Here is a 23,674-nt window from a genome sequence, read left to right as displayed (position 1 = left end):
AAAATGTCAAATCTTGCGAGCGATATTTGTTTTACAATTTTTCTAAGTAGTGTATGATGTTAACTATATTAAAAAGGAGGCTGGAGCTAATGAAGAAAACTTTAATCATTACTTTTATTTTATTATTCTCCATTTTCTCCTATAGTCACACTGAGCATCATCTTACTCATGACAAGTTTAATATTGCCATAGATAATAGTACATTTGAATCTTCCGACCCCCATTCGGGTCATCCTGTTGATGATAGCTTGAAATTCATCCCAGCATCATCGTCTTTTGCACCAATTATTGTCATATTTATCTTGATGAGTACAACACTGCTTTTTCTTTTCATTCGCTTTAAAAGAGTCATGGCGATGTTAACACCGATTCATTTTCAGTCAAATTATGTGGTTCACTCCCTTCTCATTTACTAAAAAATGAACAAAGGGGGAAAAATCCATGTGGATTCGATATTTAATCATTGGCTTTATGTCATTTACGTCCCTTACCTTATTTGTTTATCAAGGGATTGAAATTTCTCAAGCTTTTATCGATTATTTCAAGAATAAATAAGCCTTGAACCATCCTACCAGAAGGATGGTTTTTAGTTCTTAAATATTTGCTTAGATTAGCAGACTGACGAAATACATTTGCTCAGCAGACAGCTTCTTTTCATTTTTTATACTTTCTAGTATAATTAGTCGTAATCAGATGCTGAAAAGAATTGAGGTGTTTTAACTTGACGACCAAAATTTCAACAAAAGAGCGAATTCTTCAACTACTAAAAAAGAAGGTTTCTTTAACAGTCAATGATTTGACCGAAGAATTAAATATTTCTCATATGGCCGTCAGAAAACATCTTGATGGCCTTCAAAAAGAGAAGCTCATTTCATCAAGAGAAGTGAAACAACCAATTGGCCGACCTCTGCAAATCTATTTTTTGGCAGAAAAAGGAGAAGCACTTTTCCCCAAAAATTATGAAGGGATTACGCTTGAATTTTTACAGGACATAGAAGAAATGTATGGAGAAGAATCAATTGCCGATTTATTTCATAAAAGGGAAGAACGCTTAACCACTGAGTATACACAGCGATTAACACAAAAAAACGCTCTTGAAAAAATGACAGAAATTGTCGCTATCCAAAATGAAAAAGGATACATGGCCGATGTCTCACAAATTAACAACAATACCTTTGAACTAGTTGAATATAATTGTCCAATCATCGCAGTTGCCAATCAATACAAAACAGCTTGTCAATGTGAAACAAACATTCTAAAAGCTGTTCTTGACGCAGATGATGTTCGAAGAGCAAGCTGCAAAACGGATGGCAACGATCACTGTAGATTTTTAATCACCTTGCAATCATAGGGGAAAAAATCAAATATAAATAGAAAACTAATTACGCCGTAAATATTGACATCTAATTAATAATTGGACCCATTATCTTGAAAACAGTAACGACCGCCTTTGTCTTATCATCTGTTGCTCGCCATCACCACTTGACTTTCGAACAGAAAAAAGTGCTGTTTGTTTTACTGAAGTGCTCCCTTTACTGCAAAGGGAGCATTTTTATGTTTAAAAGGGCTCATATCGGCTTCACAGTCATGTATTTTTGAGCCAATGATCATTGGTAGTAAGTGCAGCTTAAAAAAAGAGGACAGAAGCAGGGCAATATAGAGAAATAGTGTTATGAGACATACGATGAACTTGACGATCAAAAAGCAGCTTTAGCCCTAAAAAATATAGAGCTAAAGCCGCCTATACCACTGTCTTCTTAATTGTGGACAGTTCAGCTTTTTTAATTTTTATTTTGCAGCTGCAAATAACTTGTTTACTTCATCCCAATTGATGACATTGAAAAATGCTGCGATGTAATCAGGACGTCTGTTTTGATAGTTTAAGTAGTAAGCATGCTCCCAAACATCAAGACCAAGAATTGGAGTTTTACCTTCCATTAATGGGCTATCTTGGTTTGCTGTGCTAGTAATAGCAAGTTGACCATTATCAACGATCAACCATGCCCAGCCTGAACCGAAACGAGTAGTTGCTGCTTTAGCAAATTCAGCTTTAAATGCGTCAAAGCTTCCGAAAGCACTGTTAATTGCCTCTGCCACTTCACCAGTCGGATTTCCACCACCATTTGGAGAAAGAAGCGTCCAGAAAAGACTGTGATTCGCATGTCCGCCACCATTATTTCTCACCGCTGTACGAATGTTTTCAGGAACTGCATCCAGGTTTGCAATTAACTGTTCAACAGTCTTACTTGCTAGATCATCATGACCCTCAAGTGCTGCATTTAAATTATTGACATACGTTGCATGATGACGGTCATGGTGAATCATCATTGTTTGTTCGTCAATATGTGGTTCAAGAGCATTGTTTGCATAAGGTAATGCTGGTAATTCGTACTTTGCCATTCATAATTCCTCCCAATATGTAATTTAATGAAACCGATTTACTCTTTTATTGTATTTTCTTTTTTAATCTTTTTCAACTAAAAAGTATAAAAAATTAAAATATGATGTCTTTTCAGTTGTGTGCCATGAAATTTACTTGAACATATCGGAACTGTGTGGGACATGCTTTTTCGCTGTTGGATCTACAAAGTGTTTGACCGCATTTATTGCTACAGGAGCTTCTCCGAACCCACTCGCAATCAATTTCACCTTTCCGTCATACGTACAGATATCTCCTACTGCGTAAATCCCTTCAATATTCGTCTCCATTTTTGAATTGACGACGATAGAATTTTTCTCAATGTTTAATCCCCACTCCTTAATGGGGCCCAGTGCAGAAACGAAACCATAATTGACAATAACCGCATCTACATTTAATGTTTCATTTTCCTTCGTTGTGACATTCTCTAGAACGATCTGATAAATCTTCTCCTCATCGCCTATCAATGCAGCCGGGACATAAGGAGTTTTTACATCTACTTTTGAATTTTGAAGACTTTCAACACTATGCTCATGAGCACGAAATTTATCGCGACGATGAACAATGGAAACCTTCTCAGCAATCGGCTCAAGCATCAGCGTCCAATCGACCGCGGAATCTCCGCCACCAAATACAATCACTTTTTGATTAGCAAACTTGTTTAAATCATCGATAAAATAATGTAAATTCTTTCCTTCATATTGAATACCATTTTCTAATTCAATGCGACGAGGCTGAAAGGCACCTACACCAGCAGTAATAACGACTGTTTTTGAGTAATGAATCTCATCATTCGTTGTTAACGTAAATATGCCACCCTCCTGTTTTTCCACTTTATTAACAGTTTGTCCTAAAACAATCGTCTGTGAAAAAACTGACATTTGCTCTTTAAGTCGATCGACAAGCTCTTGTGCGCGTACCTTTGGAAAACCTGCCACATCATAAATAAACTTCTCAGGATAAAGTGCCGCTAGCTGCCCGCCTAACTGGGGAAGGCCTTCAATTACCTTTACAGATAGCTGCCTCATGCCTCCATAAAATGCAGTGAACATTCCCACTGGACCGCCGCCAATGATCGTCACATCATATACTTTTTGATCCTCTTTCATTTCCTTTCCTCCTCTAGTGCTTCTAGGCCGTTTTGTGTATGCTTTTCGAAAAAATGGTTTTATTCTCGGTATTTTCTCTGGAAAATGGGAAGAGTCATGGTCAAAGACAAGAGCGTTCATTACAACTCAGACCTGCGTTCAAAGAAAACTGAACCTTTTGGCAAACTATTCTGACTTTTTTTCAGGCGAATCCTGGATTAGCTCTTAGGATAAGGATAGGGCTGCGATTCGGAATTTACGTCTGTAGTTTTTGGGCTTTCACGTCTTATATAGCTTCCATTCGGACTTTGCTATAACGGGGCCTGGCCTTTCGTGTCGAATAGAACGACAATTCAGACCTTGCGGCTATCATTCCTGGCCTTTCGTGTCGAATAGAACGACAATTCGGACCTTGCGGCTATCATTCCTGGCCTTTCGTGTCGAATAGAACGACAATTCGGACCTTGCGGCTATCATTCCTGGCCTTTCGTGTCGAATAGAACGACAATTCGGACCTTGTGGCTATCATTCCTGGCCTTTCGTGTCGAATAGAACCTTGATTCGGACTACTACACGGCGAAACCAACTCTTTGGGTCCAAAAGTTCCTTCAATCGGCTATCCCACAACCATTCCAGTCCTTCAAGCAGATTCGGGCACTGAATTCAGACCACAAAACTCCCCCAATCCGACCGTATGAGACTGTCTTTAACCAATTTGAAAAAAACTCTTTACTGCAGTCGGCACAACTCGAAAATGGTCGCTCCTCTGGATTCAAGTTTGATTTCAAACTAGATAGCTCTTTTATGCAAAAATGGCTAACTCGATTTCAATTTGCTTTTTTATAAGTTCTAAACATTCTTCTGCTGTTTTTGCAAAGATGCGTTTGCCATTGACGATGGCATATGGCCTTTTCGCACACATTCCGCAGAAGGATAAGCAGCTACTTTCGAGCACTGCCACTTCAGGATATTCTTCTTCCAAAATCTCTTCAATTGGTAACACATTAATAAGGCTACCGTCACATATCTCTACTACTACAATGCCCATAGCTGCTCCACCTCCTCATTTTACAGTCAACTTAATATATTTACCTTCTAGTCTTTCCAACCATTCCATTATATCCACATCATCGATAAAAAAATCACTCACGTATTTTATTCCTCTATGATATTGCTGTTGCCCTTCAAAATAAAATATTTCCGCTACACCAGAGAATGTTTGAGCTCTGTCATTTTCACACTCAATTGTTACAGTAATCTCTTTTTCATTGAAGTGGGATAGTGATTTAACAAGAGGAGTGTCATTCAAAAGCAAGATATCCGAGCCTTTAATTCTCCTAATGCTAAGAATCCCTTCCACAGCTGTCATCTTCTTCTCCTTTGTACATCACTAGCATGCTCCAAATATTTTTAAACCTAAAAGTATAAAAAGAGCTTATAAAAAATTAAACCATGAATTGCGAAATCATTCAACCAATTTGCTGACACCTTTTTTAAAAATCGTATTCATCCTCTTTTGCTTGACGAATACTTTGATACGTTTCCGTTAACACAACTGTATCCTCAAGTAATCGTTCTAGGCGGAAAATGACATCATCATTGACGATTTCCTTACGATGAAAATCTTTTTCCTCAATAAATACGTACGTTTGAACAATCTGTGCCTTCATATAAGACAAGATTGGCTTCAACTGCTGCTCGGCTACTAAATAATGCTTTGCTGAGCCTGCCGTGACAATCATCCCTACAACTTTATCACGAAATGCTTGCACAGGTAATAAGTCGAACACATTCTTTAGCGTACCTGGAATCGAGGCTTGGAAAACTGGTGTTCCAATCACAATCGCATCTGCTTCCATTACTTCCTTCGTGACAAACCCTGTGTCACCATCATACTCCAAATAATTTCGACCATCACTAAATTGCAAATTATACTCCGCTAAATCGATAATTGAAAATTCAACTTCTGGATATTTTGCAGAAATTTCTTCAGAAATGTAGTTCATTGCCGTTCTCGTTTTCGAGCCGACAATAGAACCAGAAATGCCTACTATTTTCATTAGTTGTCCCTCCTACTTTTTCGCTGTATATTTACGGATCGCTGGTAAAATATCTGTAGCAATAATCTCAATATTTTTTGCCAATTTATCAAACGGAACGCCACCGAAGTCCATCTGAGCCATATAACGTTGATGGTCAAAAAGCTCATGCTGATATAGAATTTTTTCGATAATTTCCTGTGGACTCCCTACATTAATGACATTGCGCTTATCAGAAGCTTGAGCAAATGCTTGCTTCGGAAAGCCATTTCCGTTTGTTAATTTCATTCCCTCATTAATATATGGATACATTTCTCTCATTGCTTCCTGTGTCGTCTCAGCCGCAAAGAAAAATCCCGTTGTCGCAACTGGCAATTTTGCTGGATCAAAGCCGTTACTTTCCGCTACCTCACGATATGCATCGATCGTACGTTTAAAAATACTAGCTGGTCCACCCAATGCAGCTAATGCCATCGGTACCCCTGCATACCCGGCTTTCATCGCACTTGCCGGTGTTCCTCCGACTGCTCTCCAAATTGGTAAAGAACCATTTTTCGGGCGTGGCAGTACTTTCGCGTTTCTCAGTGCAGGTCGATATTGACCACTCCAGTTTACAATTTCTTCTTCATTTATTTTTAATAATAAATCAAATTTCTCTTCAAAAAGCCCCTCATAATCACGAACGTTATACCCCAGTAATTCATATAAACCAATACGTGATGCTCGTCCTGCTATTATTTCTGCACGCCCGTCTGAAATCAAATCAATCGTAGCAAAATCTTCGTACACTCTAACCGGGTCCGATGTACTAATAATCGTAGATGAACTTCCAATTTTGATTTTTTTGGTCGCTTGGGCAATGGCGGATAATATAACCGAATGGGCTTGAGCGACAAAATATTCCTGGTGACTTTCTCCCACACTAAAAAAGTCAATACCCGCTTCATCTGCGAGTTTGGCTAATTCAATAATTTCTTGGACCCTTTGTTGGGCTGATATTCTTTCGCCTGTATGTGGATTGGTGAGATGGTCCGCTAACGTATAAATCCCAAATTCTAAGCCTTTGCTTTGATCAATCCGATATTTTTCCATGTCATCAAACCTTCCTACTCTTTTTACTCTAGCCATGCTATTATCACCCATAATACTCGATTAATGAAGTACGCACTTTTTAGTGGTATAGTATATAAAAGGATACTACAGGGAGGGTTTTAGATGAAAATTGAACCTGAGTCTTGCCGTGTCGACGATGCTCTAGGGATCTTAGTTGGAAAATGGAAGCCCCTCATATTATTGCACTTATTAAAAAATGGTACTCAAAGATTCAGTGAACTAAAAAGAAGTGTTCCCGGAATCACACAAAAAATGCTGACAAACCAATTACGGGACTTAGAAGAAGAAGATATTATTGAACGAAAAGTATATCCCCAGGTACCTCCAAAGGTTGAATACTCCATCACGGAATATGGGAGAAGTTTAGAGCCGATTTTAAACGCAATGCATGAATGGGGAACTAATCATATCATTCACAAACGGGAAAAAATGAAAAAAGAGAATGTGGGAAACGAACGAAAACTTTAAGTATGAAAATACTCTAGTTCGTTCCACTCGATTTTCTGTTCGTGGAAAATCAAAGGTTGAGAACGAAACGGGTTTTGCTTTAATGGCCGTGAATTTAAGAAAATTCACGGCCAACAACTAGGGAATAGAAGAATTTGTTACATAAAAATAGAGAAAGGTGAATTTGAAGCTAGTTATGTCCCAGCTTCTCAGACTGCCCGCAAATGCTCGCTTAATTTGTTGCTTCGCCTTGTCCGGTGCCCATTTCCTATTATGGTAACTCCGTTCCTTGAAAGACAAACGTTTTCATTCAGTCTGAAGGAAAATGACTATCTAACATCTTTTACTTGATCTATCGCTCTAACTCTAGTTTTTTTAACTACCAAGCCTCAAAAAAAAAAATAATGAGCATAATATAGGTATTTTATTGACAAATTAAAGTTAGCTCAATGAAAGGAGAGGTTCTCACATGCCTCAAAACACTATTTTGGCTCAAATCGCAACAATTGCAAAACAACTAGAACAACAAGAAGCGCAAAATGCTCAGGTCCTGCAAAATCAAGATCTGGGAACACAGCAGCAACAACAAATGAGTGATTTAGAACAAAATGCGGCTCAACAATTAGAACAAATTCAACAGTTGATCCAGCAATACCAACAACAAAACCAAACGCAACAAAGCTTTCAATCAGCAACCGGAAATGCAAGCGGGCAATTAAGTGGAAATCAATCGGTCTTAAGCTCTGAGTTTTCTGGAACAGATGCTGAAGAAGTAAGACAACAAAATCAGCAATCCGCACAAAATCAAAGCGGCGGTAATCGTTTTAGCTAAAAAATAAATTTAGCCAAACACATGTGATGCCCCAAATTCAACATTTGGGGCATCACATTATTCATTTTCACAAAAAATTTTTTTTGAATCTGAAGTTCGCTATTGGCAAGTCACGCTCGTTTCCCCATTTTGTGCGATCTCCATCGTTGCTGAATTTCCAGTATCTAAACAGCTCTCAAACTCTTGCAATTTGTCTTGCTGATCCTTTTCTCCTTGAACAATTTGATAACCAGGTATAGCGATAGAAATAAGAATAATCACTGTCAAAATAAACGGAAATAACATCCGTAACCAATTGCTTCGCATATTACCATTAGACTCGGGATGATAATCGTCAGAAAAGAAAAGACAAAATTCTCGATAGTACAATGCATTATGCACAATCATATAATTTTGTGAAAACCATTCTTTCTTGCTGTTTCTTCAATGGCTTTTAACAGCAGACTCCCGCTCCCTCTTCCCCTATTCGCGGGTAATGTATACTGATAAATCTCCTACCCCAGCGTAAGCACAACGATTATTATAAAGAGAGATTCCCACCAGACGATGCTTCCATCTTTTTAATAGAAAGAAAGTCCTTCCACAATTGCCCTCGCATAAACCTCTCATTCTTATTTGCAAAATGCAAGTATTATTAATCAGGGATTTTACCCCTGCATATTGCCACGAATACTGGATTTAGACATAGCATCATTCAACAGTTTAATTGAGCGAATCACCGTTTCTTTCTCGAAATCATTCATATGGGAGAACACTTCGTTCAAAAATATATTTGTTCATCATAATCAACAATTTGCAAATCGCAACTTTCTATGATTCTTGACGCTCTTTAAGCATTCTTGATATTCTTAGACCATTCATGAAGTCCAACGGGAGGTTCCTCTCTTGCAACTATTAACAACTAAAATGACTAAAAAAAGCCGAAACGTTCTTTCATATATTCTTTTAGCAATTCTTTTTATTTCTTCCTTCCTTTTTGTCCGGTTCAATTATGGTCTGTATGAGCGTCCCATTGCTAAAGTAACCGATGTAAGGATACAAGATTCTATTGAGAATGTAGATATGTATGATAATAAAGATCTTCTGACAACGCAGGAGCTGGTCGCAAAGGTAATGAATGGTGAACATAAAAATGAGGAAATCCATCTTGTGAATGAGTTTTCCTCATCAGGTGCTTTCGATCAAGAGTATAAAGTCGGCAATGAATTGTTTGTCATGATTGAGCAACCGGCAAAGGGTCAATCCGAATTAACAGGAACAATCCAAGATGTAAAGCGAGATAAATACTTGCTCATTGTTGCTTGGGCATTTATTTTTACCCTTTTGCTTGTTGGAAAAAAACAAGGCTTCTTCGCCATCATTAGTTTAGTCGTAAACGCTGTATTGCTTTCCTATGCGCTAGATTTTTATCTCCAGACATCTGGTATCCATCTGCTAGTGATCTGTAGTATCAGCATCATTTTATTCACCGCCATTTCATTATTGCTCGTAAATGGTTTCAATGAAAAGACCTATGCGGCAATCATTGCGACGCTTCTGGGGACCTTTCTGTCATTGCTGATTACATATGCTGTAATGTGGATGACGTCCGAGCAAGGACTGCGCTATGAGGAAATTCAATTTATTACCAGACCCTATAAGCTCGTCTTTTTAGCAGGTTTATTTATCGGTTCCTTAGGGGCTGTCATGGATGTTGCAATCACGATGTCTTCATCAATCTTTGGATTGTATGAAAAAGATATAAATATCTCGAATAAGGCTCTGAAAAAGTCGGGGATGGAAATCGGTAAAGATATTATGGGAACCATGACTAATATTTTGTTCTTTGCCTATATCAGCGGTTCAATTCCGATGCTTATCCTTTATTTTAAAAATGCGTCTCCTTTAGGTTTTACCCTTTCAATGAATCTTTCATTAGAATTGGCTCGTGCTCTGGCTGGTGGTATCGGTATTGTCATCACAATCCCAATCGGGCTCTATATTACGCTACTGTTTGTTAATCGAAAGAGGGCAAGACAATGAATGTATTGGTTTTACTTGGAATCATATTATTTTTATTGATGATTGTCATAGGCGGTAAAAAGGGAGCGCGCTCTTTTTTCGCCCTATTTCTCAACTTTGTCGTCGTTCTTCTGGCCGTTTTATTTATGAATGACCCAAGTCTAAATCCAATCGTTATAACGGTCATTGCCTGTACAATCATCAGTTGTATTAATTTATTCTATATAAACGAGATCAACATCAAAACAAAAACTGCCTTTGTTTCTACACTCATTACGATTGTGATTTTGCTTGTTTTTATAGTCGTCATTACTGAACAAGCAATGATTCAAGGATTCGGCGAAGAGGAAATAGAGGAGCTTGGTATCTTTTCACTCTACATTGGAATTGATTTTGTTAAACTGGCTACTGCCGTCATTATTATGAGCACGATTGGCGCTATTACAGATGCTGCCATTGCCATTTCTTCTCCAATGTATGAGGCGTTTTGCCATCATCCCAACATTAGCCGCAAGGATTTATTTAAATTTGGCATCAGTATTGGACGGGATATTTTAGGAACTAGCGCTAATACACTTTTCTTTGCTTTCTTTGGCAGTTATTTAGCCTTGCTTATTTGGTTTAAAGATCTCTCCTATTCGATTGAAGAAATCGTCAATTCAAAAATCTTCAGTGCTGAAATGATTACCATTCTTTGTGCTGGCACAGGGGTTACATTAATCATCCCGATTACAGCATGGATATCAGCATTTTACTTTGTTAAAATCCGTGATAAAAAAGTCCCACAGCCATAGCATAAAACTGTCGGAAAATGCCCCCAAAAAAGCAAGTGAAGCACATTGAACTGCCCCATAAACGTCAGATTGTGTCTAACATTTACGGGGCAGTTCACACATTCACTTGCTTTTCTACGTTTTGTCTGAAAGCATCTGATTCAAGAGGACAGTTTGCAGTTGAGACTAACCAGAGTTTGTCCTCATGAACCCTCTATGAGAACACTTTTCTACTTTTTCCATACTCATGTTTGTCCTCATGTATCGTTTATACGAACATTTCCACCTACATCTCACTCGCAGTTCCCCTTATGGGCCCTTTATGCGGACATGAGAGGGCTCTTTTTGGGTGGCCTTTGTCCTCATGAGACCTTTATGCGGACACGAGTTACTCTTTTTGGGCGTTCTTTGTCCTCTTGAACCCTTTATGAGGACACGATTTTCTCTTTTTGAGCTTTCTTTGTCCTATTGAGACCTTCATGCGGACACGATTGGCCTCGTTTTGGCTTTCTCTGTCCTCTTGAACCCTTCATGCGGACATGCTTTGCTCTTTTTGAGCTTTCTTTGTCCTCTTGAACCCCTTATGCGGACACGAGGGGTTTTTTTTAGGCGTTCTTTGTCCTCATAAGCCCTTCACACGGACTTATTACTTTCCTCGGAACCACTCCACTTTGTGAAAGAAAATCGAAAACAAAAAAGACGCGTCAATCCACCTTTTTAATTTGGAGGTTTGAAGCGTCTTATCTTGAAGCAATCGAGGAAAACCCAGCTTTGTGTTGTCTCGAAAATGAGTCTCTTATTGGTTACCCTTTTTAACCCATTCGGCAATTTGTACCGTGCGTTTTGCTTGATGTTTTACGGCAGCCTGTACATCCTCAACCATGTTGCCATCTTGATCAACTGTCACGCTTGTACCATATGGGTTGCCGCCTGAAGCAAAAATAACCGGATCGCTATAACCTGGAGTTGCTACAATTGCTCCCCAATGATACATCGTTGTATATAGAGAAAGAATGGTTGCTTCTTGACCGCCATGGGAATTTTGTGCAGATGACATCGCACTCACAACCTTATTAACAAGCTTGCCATTGAACCATAATCCACCAGTTGTATCTAAAAATTGTTTCATCTGCGACGGCATATTTCCAAAGCGTGTTGGCACACTGAAAATAATCGCATCTGCCCATTCCAAATCGTCTAGAGTGACCTCAGGGACGTCCTTTGTTGCTTCAACATGAGCCTTCCATGCTGGATTGCTCTCAATTGCAGATTCAGGCGCAAGCTCTGGTACTTTTAGCACCTTTACATCAGCACCGACCTCTTTCGCACCTTCCTCAGCCCATTTCGATAATTGATAGTTTGTACCACCCATGCTGTAATAAATAACTGCTAATTTTACATTTGACATTGGCTCTGACTCCTTTTTTGTTGAATTTCCAAATAGTTTGGACAAAATGCCCATACAACCACCACCTAGTTTCTGTTTGCTTAACTGTTCCTATACGCGTGTTCCAAAAACTATAAAGATAAATTTCGATACCATTTTGCCGCTGCCTCTACTTCCCCAAGCGTCAATTGATGTCCATAATTTTCCCAATGAAGTTCAACATTCGCCTTAGCATCTTCCAATAATGATTGCAGTTCCTTCGATTCTGCTGACGGACAAATCGGATCATTAGTGCCAGCGGCGATGAACACAGCTTTGCCTGTTAAATCAGGAAGTTCTATGCCTCTTCTTGGCACCATTGGATGATGAAGAATAGCTGCTCTCAATGCATTTTTATGGTGAAATAATAGACTTGCTGCAATATTGGCTCCATTGGAGTAGCCGAGCGCAACAAGATTATCTCGGTCAAATCCATACTCCTTTGCGGCATTATGAAGAAACTGATTGAGTTCATCTGTACGAAAAATGAGATCTTCTTCATCAAACACACCTTCTGCTAAGCGTTTAAAAAATCTTGGCATCCCATTCTCAAGTACATTGCCGCGGACGCTTAATACAGAGGCATCCTCATCAATTCTACCTGCGAGCGGTAACAAATCCAGTTCATTTCCGCCTGTCCCATGCAGTAAAAGCAAGGTCGGCTTCGATAGATCTGGGCCTTGGTTAAAAATATGCTGCATCAGTCAATTCCCTCCACAATATGAACTCCCACGTCTGGTAATAGAGCTTCTAATTCTGCTCTTTTTGACTCTAGCCATGGTGGCAACATTAACTGTTGTCCAAGATGTTCGACTGGTTCATCAATAGTAAAGCCAGGGGAATCGGTCGCGATTTCAAAAAGAATTCCCCCTTCATCATGAAAATAAATCGATTTAAAATAGTGTCGGTCACGGATCTCAGTTGGATTCAAGCTTTTTTCCAAAAGGAGTTCTCTCCATTGATAAAGCTCCGCCTCATCCTTTGCTCTTAAAGCAATATGATGGAGCGTCCCAGCGCCCATCAGTCCACGAACTGATGGAGTCAGCTTAATGTCGATCAGATTGCCAACTGCTCCCCCCGCTTTAAATCGTAAATAGCCTTCATCATCTCCAACACATTTCATTCGAAACAAATTTTCTAAAATATCCGCGCTTTTATCCGGTTTTGCCGAATACAATGTAGCACCAGCAAATCCAATGATCTCAGGACTATTTAAGGCAACAGGCAGCTCGATAAGCTCTAGCTTCAAACCGTCTCGATCGGTTAATGATAGAAGCGAGTCTCCGAAACGACCAACTCTTTCATAGTCAATTCCAAAATGGTGAAGGCGATTTTCCCAAAAATCAAGTGAATTTGCAGGGATGGCATAGCTTGTCGCCCCTACTTGTCCAGTGCCGATTCGTCCCTTAAGTTGCTTTTCCCATGGAAAAAATGTCATAATCGTTCCAGGCAATCCTCTATAATCACCAAAATAAAGGTGATATACTTCAGGGCGCTCAAAATTAATTGTTTTTTTCACCAACCTCAACCCAAGAATGTCAGTGTAAAAATTTATCGTTCTTTGGGCACTATTAACCATAGCTGTAATATGATGGATGCCTTCAGACTTTAACAACGCCCTCACCACCTTTTCTATTTTGGCCGTTCTAATTTTTCGTAGTTACAACTTACTGGTGCAAAGCCAATCGGAGCAATTTTGCCATTCTGAAAAATTTCTTCTGCAACATGATTACGAATAACTTTGCCAATCATAAAAAGCGGCGTTTTTCTAACTCCATAGTATGTCCAATATACATTCAGTCTAATTTTTGCTTTCTGCTGGATGCCCATTCAATTTCATTTTTTATCAATGTTATTTTTACTTTCTCCACATTGTTTGAACAACGTGTCGTCAAAATTTTTTTAGTTGCTTCCTTTATTTCCCCTGCTGCTTTTCGTTGAACCAAACTTTTTGGTACCCCATTTAAAATACGGCCGTAACAACGGCAATTGGTCTCAGAACAACACTTCCAATCAGGAATTTATTAAGTTGGATCAAACGAACTTAAATTAATCCAACTCTCTCACAACAAACGGAATAAGACCACGTTCAATTTGCTCTCTGAACTTTTCATACCGTTCTGGTAATTTTAATTTTTCACCTAAACGATCGTGAGTTTCGTCAAGAGCAAATCCTGGAGGATCCGTTGCAATCTCAAATAATATCTCCCCATGCTCGCGGAAGTATATTGAATTAAAATAATTGCGATCCTGCACTGGAGTTACGCCATACCCATTCATGGAAAGGCGCTCCTGCCAGTCTAATTGATCGGCATCATCGACTGCCCGCATAGCAATATGATGGACTGTTCCTACTCCCATTTGACCACGACCATTTGAAGTCAGTTTAAGATCAATGATATTTCCAATATCTGCTGATGATTGAAAGCGAACCATTTCTCCTTCCTCTCCAACAAGCTCAAAACCAAATTCCTTCTCTAACAATTCAGCCGTCTTTTTAGGTTGAGCAGAGAACAGTACCGCTCCTCCAAACCCTTTTATCGCAACTTCTGGAGTGATTTCACCAAAAGACCAATTGTTTTTCTCACCGCCAGTTCGTGCAACTATTTCTAACTTTAGTCCATGTGGATCAAGAAAGCTTAAATACTCCTCGCCAAAACGCTCCACCATTGTAAAGGGAATTGCAAATTTCTCCAATCTCTTTTTCCAAAATGTCATGGAATCGATTGGTACTACATAAGTGGTTATGCCAACTTGGCCATCACCAATAACCCCTTGTCTTGCTCCAGCCCATGGAAAAAAAGTAATGATCGTTCCCGGCTTTCCCTCTTCATCTCCGAAATAAAAATGGTATGTGCCTGGATCATCAAAATTGACCGTTTGCTTGACTAAACGAAGTCCTAAAACGCCGGCATAAAAATCCACATTTTCCTGAGGATGTCCAACAATTGCCGTAATATGATGGATTCCTGCTGTTTGTTTGCCCATGCCTATCACTTCTCTTTCATATCAATTCAATCGCAAAGGTTTCCGCTTAAATGTCTCTAGCCAAAAATCATGTCTTCACGATTCTTTCTCTTCAATTACAGAACGGTATAATTGGAAAAGTGCTTCTTCTTATTATTTACTAGTTTTAATCTTATTTTACTTATTAAAAATATCTCGAATTCGAGATATCAAATTAAAAAAATAAGACTTTATCTCGAATTAATTTATCTCGAATTAATTTATCTTTAATTCAAGATAATTGTATATAATCTACGTCTTAATGTCAACCTCTTTTTCATTATCTATCTTCGATTGACTTCATATGCAGCCCGAATTCCGGATTCAATCGCTCCTTCCACCCAACCATGAAAAGTGGAAGTATGCTCGCCAGCAAAATGCATTCTGCCTTCTTGTTGGTAAATCACGTCCCCTAAATCTGCTTTTTGTCCAGGAGCAAATAGAGTAAAACAGCCGGCTGAAAAAGGATTTCTGCTCCAATTAAAGGTAACCCCCTGTAAAAACTCTTGATACACAACTGATCCATAAATTTTCGCCAAATCCTTTAAAGCATAATGAACGACTTCTTGATTAGATAGACTATTCCACAAAGCAGCATCATGTCCCCAACTGTAGCTTGCGAGCATTACTGCTGGCCCCATTTTGCCGATATTATGGCTAGGAATATAACTAAACCGTGTCGGCAGATCAGAAATTGCATTGCCGACCTTAAGCCTTTCCCAAAATGGGTGTTTAAACTCAATACCAATTTTCACGGACGGTATTAATAGCAGCTCCCTAATCGCATGGCGTTTATTGAAAGTGAGCGACTCATACGGTTCAAAATCGATAAACTGTAAGGCTGAAAAAGGAATCGTAATAATCGCATAGTCTCCTGTAAATGTTTGAATTTGTCCGTTGCGTTGATTGATTGTTTGAAAACAAACACATTGCTCATTTTGTATAATCTTATATATTTTCTCATTTAAAAAAAGTTCGTTCCCTAGTTCAGGTAAAAATGCATAAGGAAGGCGATCATTCCCACCTTCGATTTCATAAAAAACGGCATCCTCATTAAAAATCGGATATATAATATTTGTTACAATTCCTACAAACGAAAGCTCACGAAAGCCTTCAATTCCAAGCAAAATACTGATCATTCGGATCGCGTTCAATGACAAAGATGGTCCATAAGGATTGTCTCTAAGATAAGCTTCCATCGAATATTGATCAAATTGCTTCATTAACTCTTCCTGCTCTTCTGGGGTGCCATTTTGATAGCGATCCAAAAAAGGCTGTACGGCAGCTAGAAAAAGTTCGTTTGCCGTTTTTCCTTTTTCCCAACCGCTGAGAGGAAATTGCAGTATGTCAGGTTTTTGTTCATAACGTGCGCTTGTCGTTAGCACATTATTAACGTAAATTAGGTCATTTGCAGTTGTATTAATAAAACGATTCGTTTTCAGCTTGAAGCGACGAATATATTCAGAGACTAATAAATGGTTGTTAGGTATTCTCATAGCACCAAAATCTAAATAATTGCCAGCACTAAAGGGCTCGCGGACTGTATAAATTCGTCCACCAATACGAGAATTCCCCTCCACTATGGTTACATAATGGCCAGCCTGTTTTAAAAGAGAGGCTGCCACAAGCCCGGCCATCCCTGCCCCTGCGATTAGGATTTTTTTCGGCTCTTTTCCTTTATTTAATCCATTTTGAATTAGCCGGAGCATATCATTCGGATAATTCAAGTAATGATATTCTGTCGCAATTCTACTCATCCGTCCCACTCCCCTCCTTTTCATCCTATGTAAAGATGAGAGTGGATATGATGGGAGAAAAGCTCGCAACATCAGCAAAATATCTACTCACAGCTAGAATTTACAACGCTCTAACATAAAATTTCCTCTAATTTAAAGCCACCTTTTCAATTGTCCTTAATTGGATTGTCACGTCTGAAATTCGGATGACTTCAAATATTGATGAAAACGCACCCGAACATTAACAAAATAATTGTTGATTGAGCAGATGAGAAGTACAATAAAAGAAACCGTGCATTAAAGATTGACTGAAAAGGAAGAATCCTATGAAAGAAATCATTGTTGATATTCTTACTTACATAAAAACCAATCTATCTGACGAGTTGACTATCGAAGAGGTAGCCGGCCACTTCGGGTATAGTAAATATCATTTTAGCCGTGAGTTCAAAAGATTGACGGGTTTTTCAGCTGCTGATTATTTGTCTTCGATCAAAATTGAACGAGCGAAGCAAGAATTACTAAAACAAAATTTTTCAGTCACTGATTCGAGTTTTGATGCAGGATTTTCTAGCTTAGGCACATTCTCAACTACTTTTGCGAAAAAAACCGGTCTTTCACCTCGTGAATACAAAAAACAAGTCGAATCTCTTTATGGAATCACTAAAGAATATGAAAGAAAATATCCATGTACCCTTCATTATTATTCGGAAGAAAAAAATACCGAAAAAAAATAACCAGCTCTCTTTAACAATCCATTATCCTGAGAATTATGAATCAAGTATCACGTTTGCCGGCCTGTTCCGTAGTCCTATCCCTAACCACAAACCCATTGTTGGCACTGCTTTAACTCAAACAAATAGACATACCTTTACTCATATTCCAGATGGAGACTACTATCTATTGGTCTGTTCTATCGAAAAGACAATGAATCCATTGCGCTATTTTGTGCTTAATGAGTGTTTACGAGGAAAAGTGGAAGAAGTTTTACACTTTCCATCCTCCGAACATTCCCATGTAGAGGTGCACTTACGCCCTCCTTTACCTGAAGACCCTCCGATTTTAATTAATTTGCCTAAATTATTAGCCGATTCTTTTCCATTCCGCAATCTATAAGAAGTACCTCCTCCTCCTTTGTGCCAAAATATAATTGAAAACATAACAAAAGGAGGAGACAATCGTGCTTTTATTATTTATCTACCGCAGCAAAAGATGAGAAGCAGCAATTATCCAATCGCCGTGAAAGCTTTAAAAGATGCTGAAAAAGAACAGATATGATTTGTGATCAGATGTGAGAAATCACTTAAAAATAGTTACGGAGTATTCAGGTAATGTGTTTGGACTCCCATGGTAGAGATGCGAGACTTTTAAAAGAAAGTGAGCGCTCTAACTAATGCCTGACATGGATTGCTTTACTGATGGAAAATTGAGATTCAAAATGCTTTAAATTAATTAATAATGAAAGGACGTCTTTATTATGGAAATAAAATTAACCCCTTATTTATTATTAAACGGAAATGCGAAAGAAGCTGTTACCTTCTATGCAGATACCTTTGGAGCTGAAGTGGAAAGTATGGAGCTTTTAAAAGATTGGCCTCATGAATTTGAAAATGGGATTCCAGAAGGTTATGAAGAAAATGTCATGCACGCACACATTAACATTGGCACTTCACAGTTAATGCTTGCTGATGCTTTGCCAGGCCAAGATTTTACAGCAGGCTCAACAATTACCATTATGATTGATTTACAAGAAGTAGAGGATGCGAAAAGATTATTTGAGAAATTATCTGTTGGAGGAGAAATTGACACGCCTTTAAGCGCTACCAGTTACAGCCCCGCTTATGCTCAATTGACTGATCAATTCGGTATTACATGGCAAATAGTGACAGCATTTAAAGACGACGAGCAAGCATAATTTAAGTCACTGTTGAAAAATGTGATTGAAAGAGAGAAACACCATTCAAAAGTAAAAGATAAACAAGAATTTCACCTTATTCCAAACTATAACATTGCAAACCTTCGATGGAAAAATCTAACTGGCTGATTAATTTAAATGTCAACAGTCACTACTTTGTGCCCACAGAAAAGATGAACTGTTCAATGTGGACAAATGACCTCAATCTTGTTTATAAAAAAGTTTGGATATGCCTCCGTCCTTTTTAGTGAGTGAGTGCATAGCCAAACTTTTTCTCCTCTCATGAAGACAAGAATAAAAACTTTGCTGAGTAAGTCATAATTGCTTTTTTTACCTTGACGGCTTACTTTATCTCCAATTTTCTGCATACCATTTGCAACCGAAAGCTCATTATTCAATTTTCCTTCATGCACTCACCTTACCTTTTCTCGAACGCTAGCTTCAAGCCGAACCCTATGAGGATAAGCCCTGTTGTTTTGTCCATGATTCTTTGAACCTTCGCTGACATTAACCATTCTCGCAAATAATTGATGAAAAACACATAAACAAAAAACCATATAATCGATAAAATCGTGTACACAACTCCCATTGTAATAAGTTGTATCGTTACATTGCCTGAACCATTCACAAATTGGGGAAGAAAAGTGATGAAAAACATCGCCACTTTTGGATTTAGAACATTCGATAACAGCCCTTGCGTGTAAGGTGATTTCCTTCCATTTTCCCCAAGGTCGGACTTGCTATCCTTCTCCTTTTTGATAAAAGAAGATGCTCCAAGATAGATAAGATAAATAGCACCAATATATTTTACAATTTCAAAAGCAAGAGCGGACTGCATGAGGATTGCCGAAAGACCAAAAGCTGCTGCCACTGTATGAACCAATGAACCAGTCGTAATTCCTAGCGCCATTTTATAGCCATCTTTTCTACCATCTGAAATCGTTCTTTTTGTAATCAGCGCCGTATCTATCCCTGGACTCATGACAACAAAAAGTGATAACAATAAAAAGGTCAAGAAATCATTCATTTTAAACACCCCTACTCATTGAAATAAAACTCTACACAAAATATAATTTAATTATATTAAATATAACTTAACATAGAATGATATTGTTGTTTAGTAATTTTTTAATGACCATTAAATTTAATGTAAACAAAAAGGCGGAGGAATCATGGAAAATATAAATATCGGTAATAAAGTGAAGAAGTATCGCGAAGAGAAGGGGCTGAGTAGCAGGAAGTTGGCCAAGACAGCTGAGATAACTCCATCCATGTTAAGTCAAATAGAACGCGGCCTAGCTAATCCATCGATCCAAACGTTAAAGATACTCGCGAAGGCTCTTGATGTACCTACTTTTAGTTTTTTACTTGAGGATACCCCTACTGCCGATTTAGTGGTAAGATCGAAACAGCGCAAGGAAATGATTGTCGATGGCTTAACATACGAACTCATTTCCCCAAATTTCACAGGTACATTGGCTACAGCCATTATGAATATACCTCCGAAAACCGTATCGTCTGAAAAGCTGCTGGAGCATAAAGGGGAGGAAATCGCCTATGTGCTTGAAGGGAAAATCAAAATCTATTTAGATCGTGAGGAGTATATATTAGAAACGGGCGATAGCGTTAAAATCCCCGCACATATGCGTCATAAATGGGAAAATATATTTGAACAAACAGCTTCCATCTTATTTTCTGTTACACCCCCGTCTTTTTAACGTTTTTTTACTAAAGACTTTTGGTTCTCCTCATGCGAAACCAAGGTTTCACACGTAATGACTCAAAAAACGGCATATTACAAAACGCAATAATATATTCAGGAAAGGAGCAACAATTATGCGCTCAGAAAAAGAAAAAATGCTAGCAGGTGAAATGTACAATCCAGCCGATCCAGTTTTAGTAAAAGAACGTGAGGAGGCAAGACGCAAGGTTCGAATTTACAATCAAACGTTAGAAACTGAGGGAGAAAAACGAACCAGTTTATTAAAAGAATTGCTTGGATCAACAGGTGATCATATCTATATGGAACCGAATATCCGTTTTGATTACGGGTATAACACCCATGTCGGAGAGAATTTTTTTGCTAATTTTGACTGTACCATTCTAGATGTATGTGAAGTACGCATTGGTGATAATTGCATGCTTGCCCCCGGTGTACAAATCTATACAGCGACACATCCACTTCATCCCCATGAACGTAATTCAGGAAAAGAATATGCAAAGCCGATTTCAATTGGAAATAATGTGTGGATTGGCGGCAATGCGATCATTAATCCTGGCGTCACAATCGGAAATAATGCCGTTATTGCTTCCGGGGCAGTCGTGACGAAGGATATACCAGACAACGTTGTTGTAGGTGGTAATCCCGCAAAAATCATTAAGGAGATTGAACGATAATCACTAATATTGACAACGAAACCGACCTCCAAAAGGAAGCCGGTTTTATTTATTATTCTGCTTCAATCCCATTGACAATTTGCGTAAGTGCTTCTTTTATTGGTGTTGTTGACCGACCAAGAACTTTAGCGAAATCTTCACTCTCTATTGCTAGTGAGCCTTCACGTATGTCCTTTTGAATATTGACCAGCATTGGAATGAGGAAATCTGGCAGTCCAGCACTCTTCATGATTTCACCATAAGTAGCATCATCCACTTTTTGCATTGTTACCTCTTTACCCAATACTTCTCCAATTGCTGTGACAAGTTCCTGCTGTGATAAGAGTGGTCCAGAAAGTTCATAGGTCGTTTTTTCATGTCCCTCACCAGCAAGCACCTTAGCAGCCGCTTCCGCATAATCCTGCTGCAGCGCCCAACCAACCTTTCCCTCTCCTGCTGAAGTTACCCACGGGGCACCAGCTACAACACCTTGAATACTTGGAATTTCATTCTCCAAATACCAGTTATTGCGCAAGAAGGAGTAGGGAATCCCTGTCTTCAAAATTGCTTCCTCCGTTGCTTTATGCACCGGTGCCATGGAATTCGTGCTTTCCTGTGCATTGGCAATGCTCGTATAAGCAATAAAGCGAACTCCAGCCCGTTCCGCTGCAGCTACTGCGTTGAAATGCTGGCGAATTCTTGTATCATTATCACCATCGGCTGAAATCAGCAACAAACGCTCAATTCCTGCAAAAGCTGAATCCAATGTTTCTGGATAGTCAAAATCCCCTTGACGGACCTCGACTCCACGCTGCAGCAGTCCTTCTGCTTTCTTTGGCTCACGAACACTGACTGCTAATTGTTCTACAGGTACTGTTTGTAGCAAAGTTTCCACTATTTTGCTGCCAAGCTTCCCGGTTGCTCCAGTTACTAACATTTTCATCTTCTTTTCCCCCGATCAATTTTTTATGATTACCTGTAACCATTTTAATTACAACCATAAATCCTGTCAAGAATTTTACACAATCATTACCTATTTCATGTAGTGCTTTCTATTTAGTATAATAATAGTCATATCGTATAATAGCCTTAAAACTCTCATAAAGTTGGTGATTCTCTATGTCGATCAGCAGCCGTTTTGCTGTAGGCGTTCATATATTAACCTTGATTGAGTTTAATAAAGAAGGAGTTAGCTCTTCAGAATATATCGCCGCCAGTGTGAATACAAATCCCGCACTAATAAGAAAAATTGTCGGCATGTTAAAAAAAGCTAAACTAGTGGAGGTCCATCCAGGAATTGCGGGAGCAAAGCTTGCTAAAAACTTATCGGAAATTACTTTATTGGATGTGTACAAAGCAGTTGATGTCGTTCAGGACAACGAATTATTTAACATCCATGAAAATTCAAATCCGCAATGCCTTGTCGGTCGGAACATTCAAGATGCGATTGCCCCTATTTTAGCAACCGCTCAATTAGCTCTGGAAAAGGTTTTGAGCGGTGTCACGATTGAAGATATCGTTCAAGACATCATAAATAAAGAAGAACAAAATAGAGAAAGGTGAATTTGAGCGTACTCAAATTCACCTTTCTCATGATTTGAAGCTATTATGTCCTAGCTCCTTATCACTTGCTTAAACACTTTTTATCCATACATATATTTATCGGCGCTTTTTTTCATATATCGGCGAAACTTGGATTATATCGGCGTTTTAAAAAATATATCGGCGAAAAAGCAAATTTATCAGCGAAAAAAACAATATATCGGCGAAACTCAGTATTCAACCTATTAAAATGGTTTTAACGCAACGGTTTCTTCCGTTTCTAAGTTTGCAATCATATCCAACCACTTCTGAGGCTTGTTTGGTAACACGGTGTAATATCTTTTTAAAAATGCCACCACGAGCTCTGCCTTGATTTCATTCACTTCAGGGTCTATCGTTAAAAAAGAAAGGTCTAACCCCTCAACTGCTTCTCCATCATTATTCCAAGACGGATGCACATATGGAAAATCTAAACGGCGATAGCCTAAATGAGACAACACTTCACGGCGCACATAAGGGTCCATCGGTTTGACGCCACCAAATTCATAGTGCTCGACCCGATATGGATCATAAATTTCTGCAAACATGCCAAATAGCTGTTTTCCATTTGTTTCCGCTAACGCTTTTAAATCGTCTGCTCTCTTATTGGCTAAAAAAGGGCCGATACCAAGTCCGGCTTCGCCGATAATCGTAAAATCTGTCATTGCGACATTAAAATTCTCATAATAGCGATATTCTGTTGCTCCAACCACTTTTCCTTCGTGCACAGCAACAAAAACCCTAATTCCCGGATCTTCTAACGGCTCCCTCCATAGCTCAAACTCCAATACTTCTTCTGGTGGAAAAATATTTTGCATTAGCTGATGCATTTGCTCAAACAGCGGATCATCTATACTTGTTATTCTTATGTACTCCATTTTTCGCTTATCCTCCCTTAAATAAAAAACTGCACTTTAATATTAAG

29 protein-coding genes and 1 pseudogene are annotated in these 23,674 nt (G+C 38.7%); 12 read left to right on the top strand and 18 right to left on the bottom strand.

The window, feature by feature from the left end; translation table 11 throughout:
* Positions 1-89: 89 nt before the first annotated feature.
* A complete protein-coding gene (locus FCJ93_RS19665) occupies positions 90-416 on the top strand; it encodes a hypothetical protein (protein WP_095310587.1) in 327 nt (108 codons plus the stop codon).
* Positions 417-721: 305 nt separating this feature from the next.
* Positions 722-1,351, top strand: a complete 630-nt coding sequence (locus FCJ93_RS19660; protein WP_095310589.1) for a helix-turn-helix transcriptional regulator — start codon at positions 722-724, stop codon at positions 1,349-1,351.
* Between the two features lie 437 nt (positions 1,352-1,788).
* Here FCJ93_RS19660 and FCJ93_RS19655 read toward each other — a convergent pair whose 3' ends face one another.
* From FCJ93_RS19655 to FCJ93_RS19630, 6 genes are all read right to left on the bottom strand, one after another.
* Positions 1,789-2,400, bottom strand: a complete 612-nt coding sequence (locus FCJ93_RS19655) for a superoxide dismutase (RefSeq protein ID WP_095310591.1) — start codon at positions 2,398-2,400, stop codon at positions 1,789-1,791.
* Positions 2,401-2,532: 132 nt separating this feature from the next.
* On the bottom strand, positions 2,533-3,528 hold the full coding sequence (locus FCJ93_RS19650; RefSeq protein WP_095310593.1) for an NAD(P)/FAD-dependent oxidoreductase: 996 nt from the start codon (positions 3,526-3,528) through the stop codon (positions 2,533-2,535).
* A gap of 781 nt (positions 3,529-4,309) precedes the next feature.
* On the bottom strand, positions 4,310-4,555 hold the full coding sequence (locus FCJ93_RS19645) for a DUF1450 domain-containing protein (protein WP_095310595.1): 246 nt from the start codon (positions 4,553-4,555) through the stop codon (positions 4,310-4,312).
* A 15-nt stretch (positions 4,556-4,570) separates the two neighbouring features.
* A complete protein-coding gene (locus FCJ93_RS19640; protein WP_095310597.1) occupies positions 4,571-4,876 on the bottom strand; it encodes a hypothetical protein in 306 nt (101 codons plus the stop codon).
* 124 nt (positions 4,877-5,000) lie between these two features.
* The gene (locus FCJ93_RS19635) at positions 5,001-5,567 is read right to left on the bottom strand and encodes an NADPH-dependent FMN reductase (protein ID WP_095310599.1); all 567 of its coding nucleotides are present in this window, start codon (positions 5,565-5,567) and stop codon (positions 5,001-5,003) included.
* A 12-nt stretch (positions 5,568-5,579) separates the two neighbouring features.
* Entirely contained in the window at positions 5,580-6,638 is a 1,059-nt protein-coding gene (locus FCJ93_RS19630) for an LLM class flavin-dependent oxidoreductase (RefSeq protein WP_137744477.1), read from the bottom strand.
* Positions 6,639-6,761: 123 nt separating this feature from the next.
* Here FCJ93_RS19630 and FCJ93_RS19625 point away from each other — a divergent pair, with 123 nt between their 5' ends.
* Entirely contained in the window at positions 6,762-7,127 is a 366-nt protein-coding gene (locus tag FCJ93_RS19625) for a winged helix-turn-helix transcriptional regulator (RefSeq protein ID WP_137744470.1), read from the top strand.
* A gap of 448 nt (positions 7,128-7,575) precedes the next feature.
* Positions 7,576-7,938 carry a hypothetical protein gene (locus FCJ93_RS25540; RefSeq protein ID WP_235879546.1) on the top strand — a complete coding sequence of 121 codons (363 nt, stop codon included), beginning with the start codon at positions 7,576-7,578 and terminating at the stop codon, positions 7,936-7,938.
* Positions 7,939-8,037: 99 nt separating this feature from the next.
* On the opposite strand, the gene FCJ93_RS19615 is transcribed toward FCJ93_RS25540, so the two are convergent.
* The 3 genes and pseudogenes from FCJ93_RS19615 to FCJ93_RS25530 form a co-directional block, all read right to left on the bottom strand.
* On the bottom strand, positions 8,038-8,325 hold the full coding sequence (locus tag FCJ93_RS19615; protein ID WP_137744469.1) for a hypothetical protein: 288 nt from the start codon (positions 8,323-8,325) through the stop codon (positions 8,038-8,040).
* Positions 8,322-8,429, bottom strand: coding sequence for a GNAT family N-acetyltransferase (locus tag FCJ93_RS25960; protein WP_095310874.1), 108 nt, complete (start codon positions 8,427-8,429; stop codon positions 8,322-8,324). The genes FCJ93_RS19615 and FCJ93_RS25960 overlap by 4 nt, the downstream gene beginning before the upstream one ends.
* A 156-nt stretch (positions 8,430-8,585) precedes the next feature.
* Positions 8,586-8,711 (bottom strand): annotated as a pseudogene (locus tag FCJ93_RS25530) (MarR family winged helix-turn-helix transcriptional regulator); the annotation flags it as partial.
* 133 nt (positions 8,712-8,844) lie between these two features.
* Here FCJ93_RS25530 and FCJ93_RS19600 point away from each other — a divergent pair.
* Together FCJ93_RS19600 and FCJ93_RS19595 are read left to right on the top strand one after the other, a co-directional pair.
* Positions 8,845-9,960, top strand: coding sequence for a YibE/F family protein (locus FCJ93_RS19600; protein WP_095310876.1), 1,116 nt, complete (start codon positions 8,845-8,847; stop codon positions 9,958-9,960).
* Entirely contained in the window at positions 9,957-10,733 is a 777-nt protein-coding gene (locus tag FCJ93_RS19595; RefSeq protein ID WP_095310604.1) for a YibE/F family protein, read from the top strand. Before FCJ93_RS19600 ends, FCJ93_RS19595 begins: the two co-directional genes overlap by 4 nt.
* 775 nt (positions 10,734-11,508) lie before the next feature.
* Here FCJ93_RS19595 and wrbA read toward each other — a convergent pair.
* The 6 genes from wrbA to FCJ93_RS19565 all read right to left on the bottom strand — a co-directional run bounded on the left by wrbA (position 11,509) and on the right by FCJ93_RS19565 (position 16,901).
* Positions 11,509-12,174, bottom strand: coding sequence for an NAD(P)H:quinone oxidoreductase (gene wrbA / locus FCJ93_RS19590; RefSeq protein ID WP_095310605.1), 666 nt, complete (start codon positions 12,172-12,174; stop codon positions 11,509-11,511).
* A 56-nt stretch (positions 12,175-12,230) separates the two neighbouring features.
* Positions 12,231-12,839 carry an alpha/beta hydrolase gene (locus tag FCJ93_RS19585; protein ID WP_095310607.1) on the bottom strand — a complete coding sequence of 203 codons (609 nt, stop codon included), beginning with the start codon at positions 12,837-12,839 and terminating at the stop codon, positions 12,231-12,233.
* Positions 12,839-13,753 carry a ring-cleaving dioxygenase gene (locus tag FCJ93_RS19580; RefSeq protein ID WP_137744468.1) on the bottom strand — a complete coding sequence of 305 codons (915 nt, stop codon included), beginning with the start codon at positions 13,751-13,753 and terminating at the stop codon, positions 12,839-12,841. The genes FCJ93_RS19585 and FCJ93_RS19580 overlap by 1 nt, the downstream gene beginning before the upstream one ends.
* A gap of 17 nt (positions 13,754-13,770) precedes the next feature.
* A complete protein-coding gene (locus tag FCJ93_RS19575; RefSeq protein WP_137744467.1) occupies positions 13,771-13,968 on the bottom strand; it encodes a hypothetical protein in 198 nt (65 codons plus the stop codon).
* A gap of 219 nt (positions 13,969-14,187) precedes the next feature.
* On the bottom strand, positions 14,188-15,126 hold the full coding sequence (locus tag FCJ93_RS19570; RefSeq protein WP_137744466.1) for a ring-cleaving dioxygenase: 939 nt from the start codon (positions 15,124-15,126) through the stop codon (positions 14,188-14,190).
* A 302-nt stretch (positions 15,127-15,428) separates the two neighbouring features.
* Positions 15,429-16,901 carry a flavin monoamine oxidase family protein gene (locus FCJ93_RS19565; protein WP_137744465.1) on the bottom strand — a complete coding sequence of 491 codons (1,473 nt, stop codon included), beginning with the start codon at positions 16,899-16,901 and terminating at the stop codon, positions 15,429-15,431.
* Between the two features lie 305 nt (positions 16,902-17,206).
* Here FCJ93_RS19565 and FCJ93_RS25285 point away from each other — a divergent pair, with 305 nt between their 5' ends.
* The 3 genes from FCJ93_RS25285 (at position 17,207) to FCJ93_RS19555 (ending at position 18,792) form a co-directional block, all read left to right on the top strand.
* Positions 17,207-17,614, top strand: a complete 408-nt coding sequence (locus FCJ93_RS25285) for a helix-turn-helix domain-containing protein (protein ID WP_211344135.1) — start codon at positions 17,207-17,209, stop codon at positions 17,612-17,614.
* On the top strand, positions 17,550-17,993 hold the full coding sequence (locus FCJ93_RS25280; protein ID WP_211344134.1) for a hypothetical protein: 444 nt from the start codon (positions 17,550-17,552) through the stop codon (positions 17,991-17,993). Before FCJ93_RS25285 ends, FCJ93_RS25280 begins: the two co-directional genes overlap by 65 nt.
* 361 nt (positions 17,994-18,354) lie before the next feature.
* A complete protein-coding gene (locus FCJ93_RS19555; protein ID WP_095310619.1) occupies positions 18,355-18,792 on the top strand; it encodes a VOC family protein in 438 nt (145 codons plus the stop codon).
* A gap of 418 nt (positions 18,793-19,210) precedes the next feature.
* Here FCJ93_RS19555 and FCJ93_RS19550 read toward each other — a convergent pair whose 3' ends face one another.
* Entirely contained in the window at positions 19,211-19,819 is a 609-nt protein-coding gene (locus FCJ93_RS19550) for a LysE family translocator (protein WP_095310621.1), read from the bottom strand.
* A 145-nt stretch (positions 19,820-19,964) separates the two neighbouring features.
* On the opposite strand from FCJ93_RS19550, the gene FCJ93_RS19545 reads away from it, so the two are divergent.
* Together FCJ93_RS19545 and FCJ93_RS19540 are read left to right on the top strand one after the other, a co-directional pair.
* Positions 19,965-20,510, top strand: a complete 546-nt coding sequence (locus FCJ93_RS19545) for a helix-turn-helix domain-containing protein (protein ID WP_137744464.1) — start codon at positions 19,965-19,967, stop codon at positions 20,508-20,510.
* Positions 20,511-20,628: 118 nt separating this feature from the next.
* Complete coding sequence (locus FCJ93_RS19540) at positions 20,629-21,189, top strand: sugar O-acetyltransferase (RefSeq protein WP_095310625.1); 561 nt, start codon at positions 20,629-20,631, stop codon at positions 21,187-21,189.
* Positions 21,190-21,241: 52 nt separating this feature from the next.
* Here FCJ93_RS19540 and FCJ93_RS19535 read toward each other — a convergent pair whose 3' ends face one another.
* Positions 21,242-22,111, bottom strand: a complete 870-nt coding sequence (locus FCJ93_RS19535; protein WP_095310627.1) for an SDR family oxidoreductase — start codon at positions 22,109-22,111, stop codon at positions 21,242-21,244.
* Positions 22,112-22,287: 176 nt separating this feature from the next.
* Between FCJ93_RS19535 and FCJ93_RS19530 the strand changes: the two genes are divergently transcribed.
* Complete coding sequence (locus tag FCJ93_RS19530; protein WP_095310629.1) at positions 22,288-22,731, top strand: Rrf2 family transcriptional regulator; 444 nt, start codon at positions 22,288-22,290, stop codon at positions 22,729-22,731.
* Between the two features lie 224 nt (positions 22,732-22,955).
* Here FCJ93_RS19530 and FCJ93_RS19525 read toward each other — a convergent pair whose 3' ends face one another.
* The gene (locus tag FCJ93_RS19525) at positions 22,956-23,627 is read right to left on the bottom strand and encodes a GNAT family N-acetyltransferase (protein WP_137744463.1); all 672 of its coding nucleotides are present in this window, start codon (positions 23,625-23,627) and stop codon (positions 22,956-22,958) included.
* Between the last annotated feature and the right edge of the window lie 47 nt (positions 23,628-23,674).

Source organism: Robertmurraya siralis (assembly GCF_005502275.1).
Taxonomy (GTDB): domain Bacteria; phylum Bacillota; class Bacilli; order Bacillales; family Cytobacillaceae; genus Robertmurraya; species Robertmurraya siralis.
The sequence above is the reverse complement of the archived record's forward strand: the minus strand, read 5'-3'. Positions and strand labels throughout refer to the sequence as shown.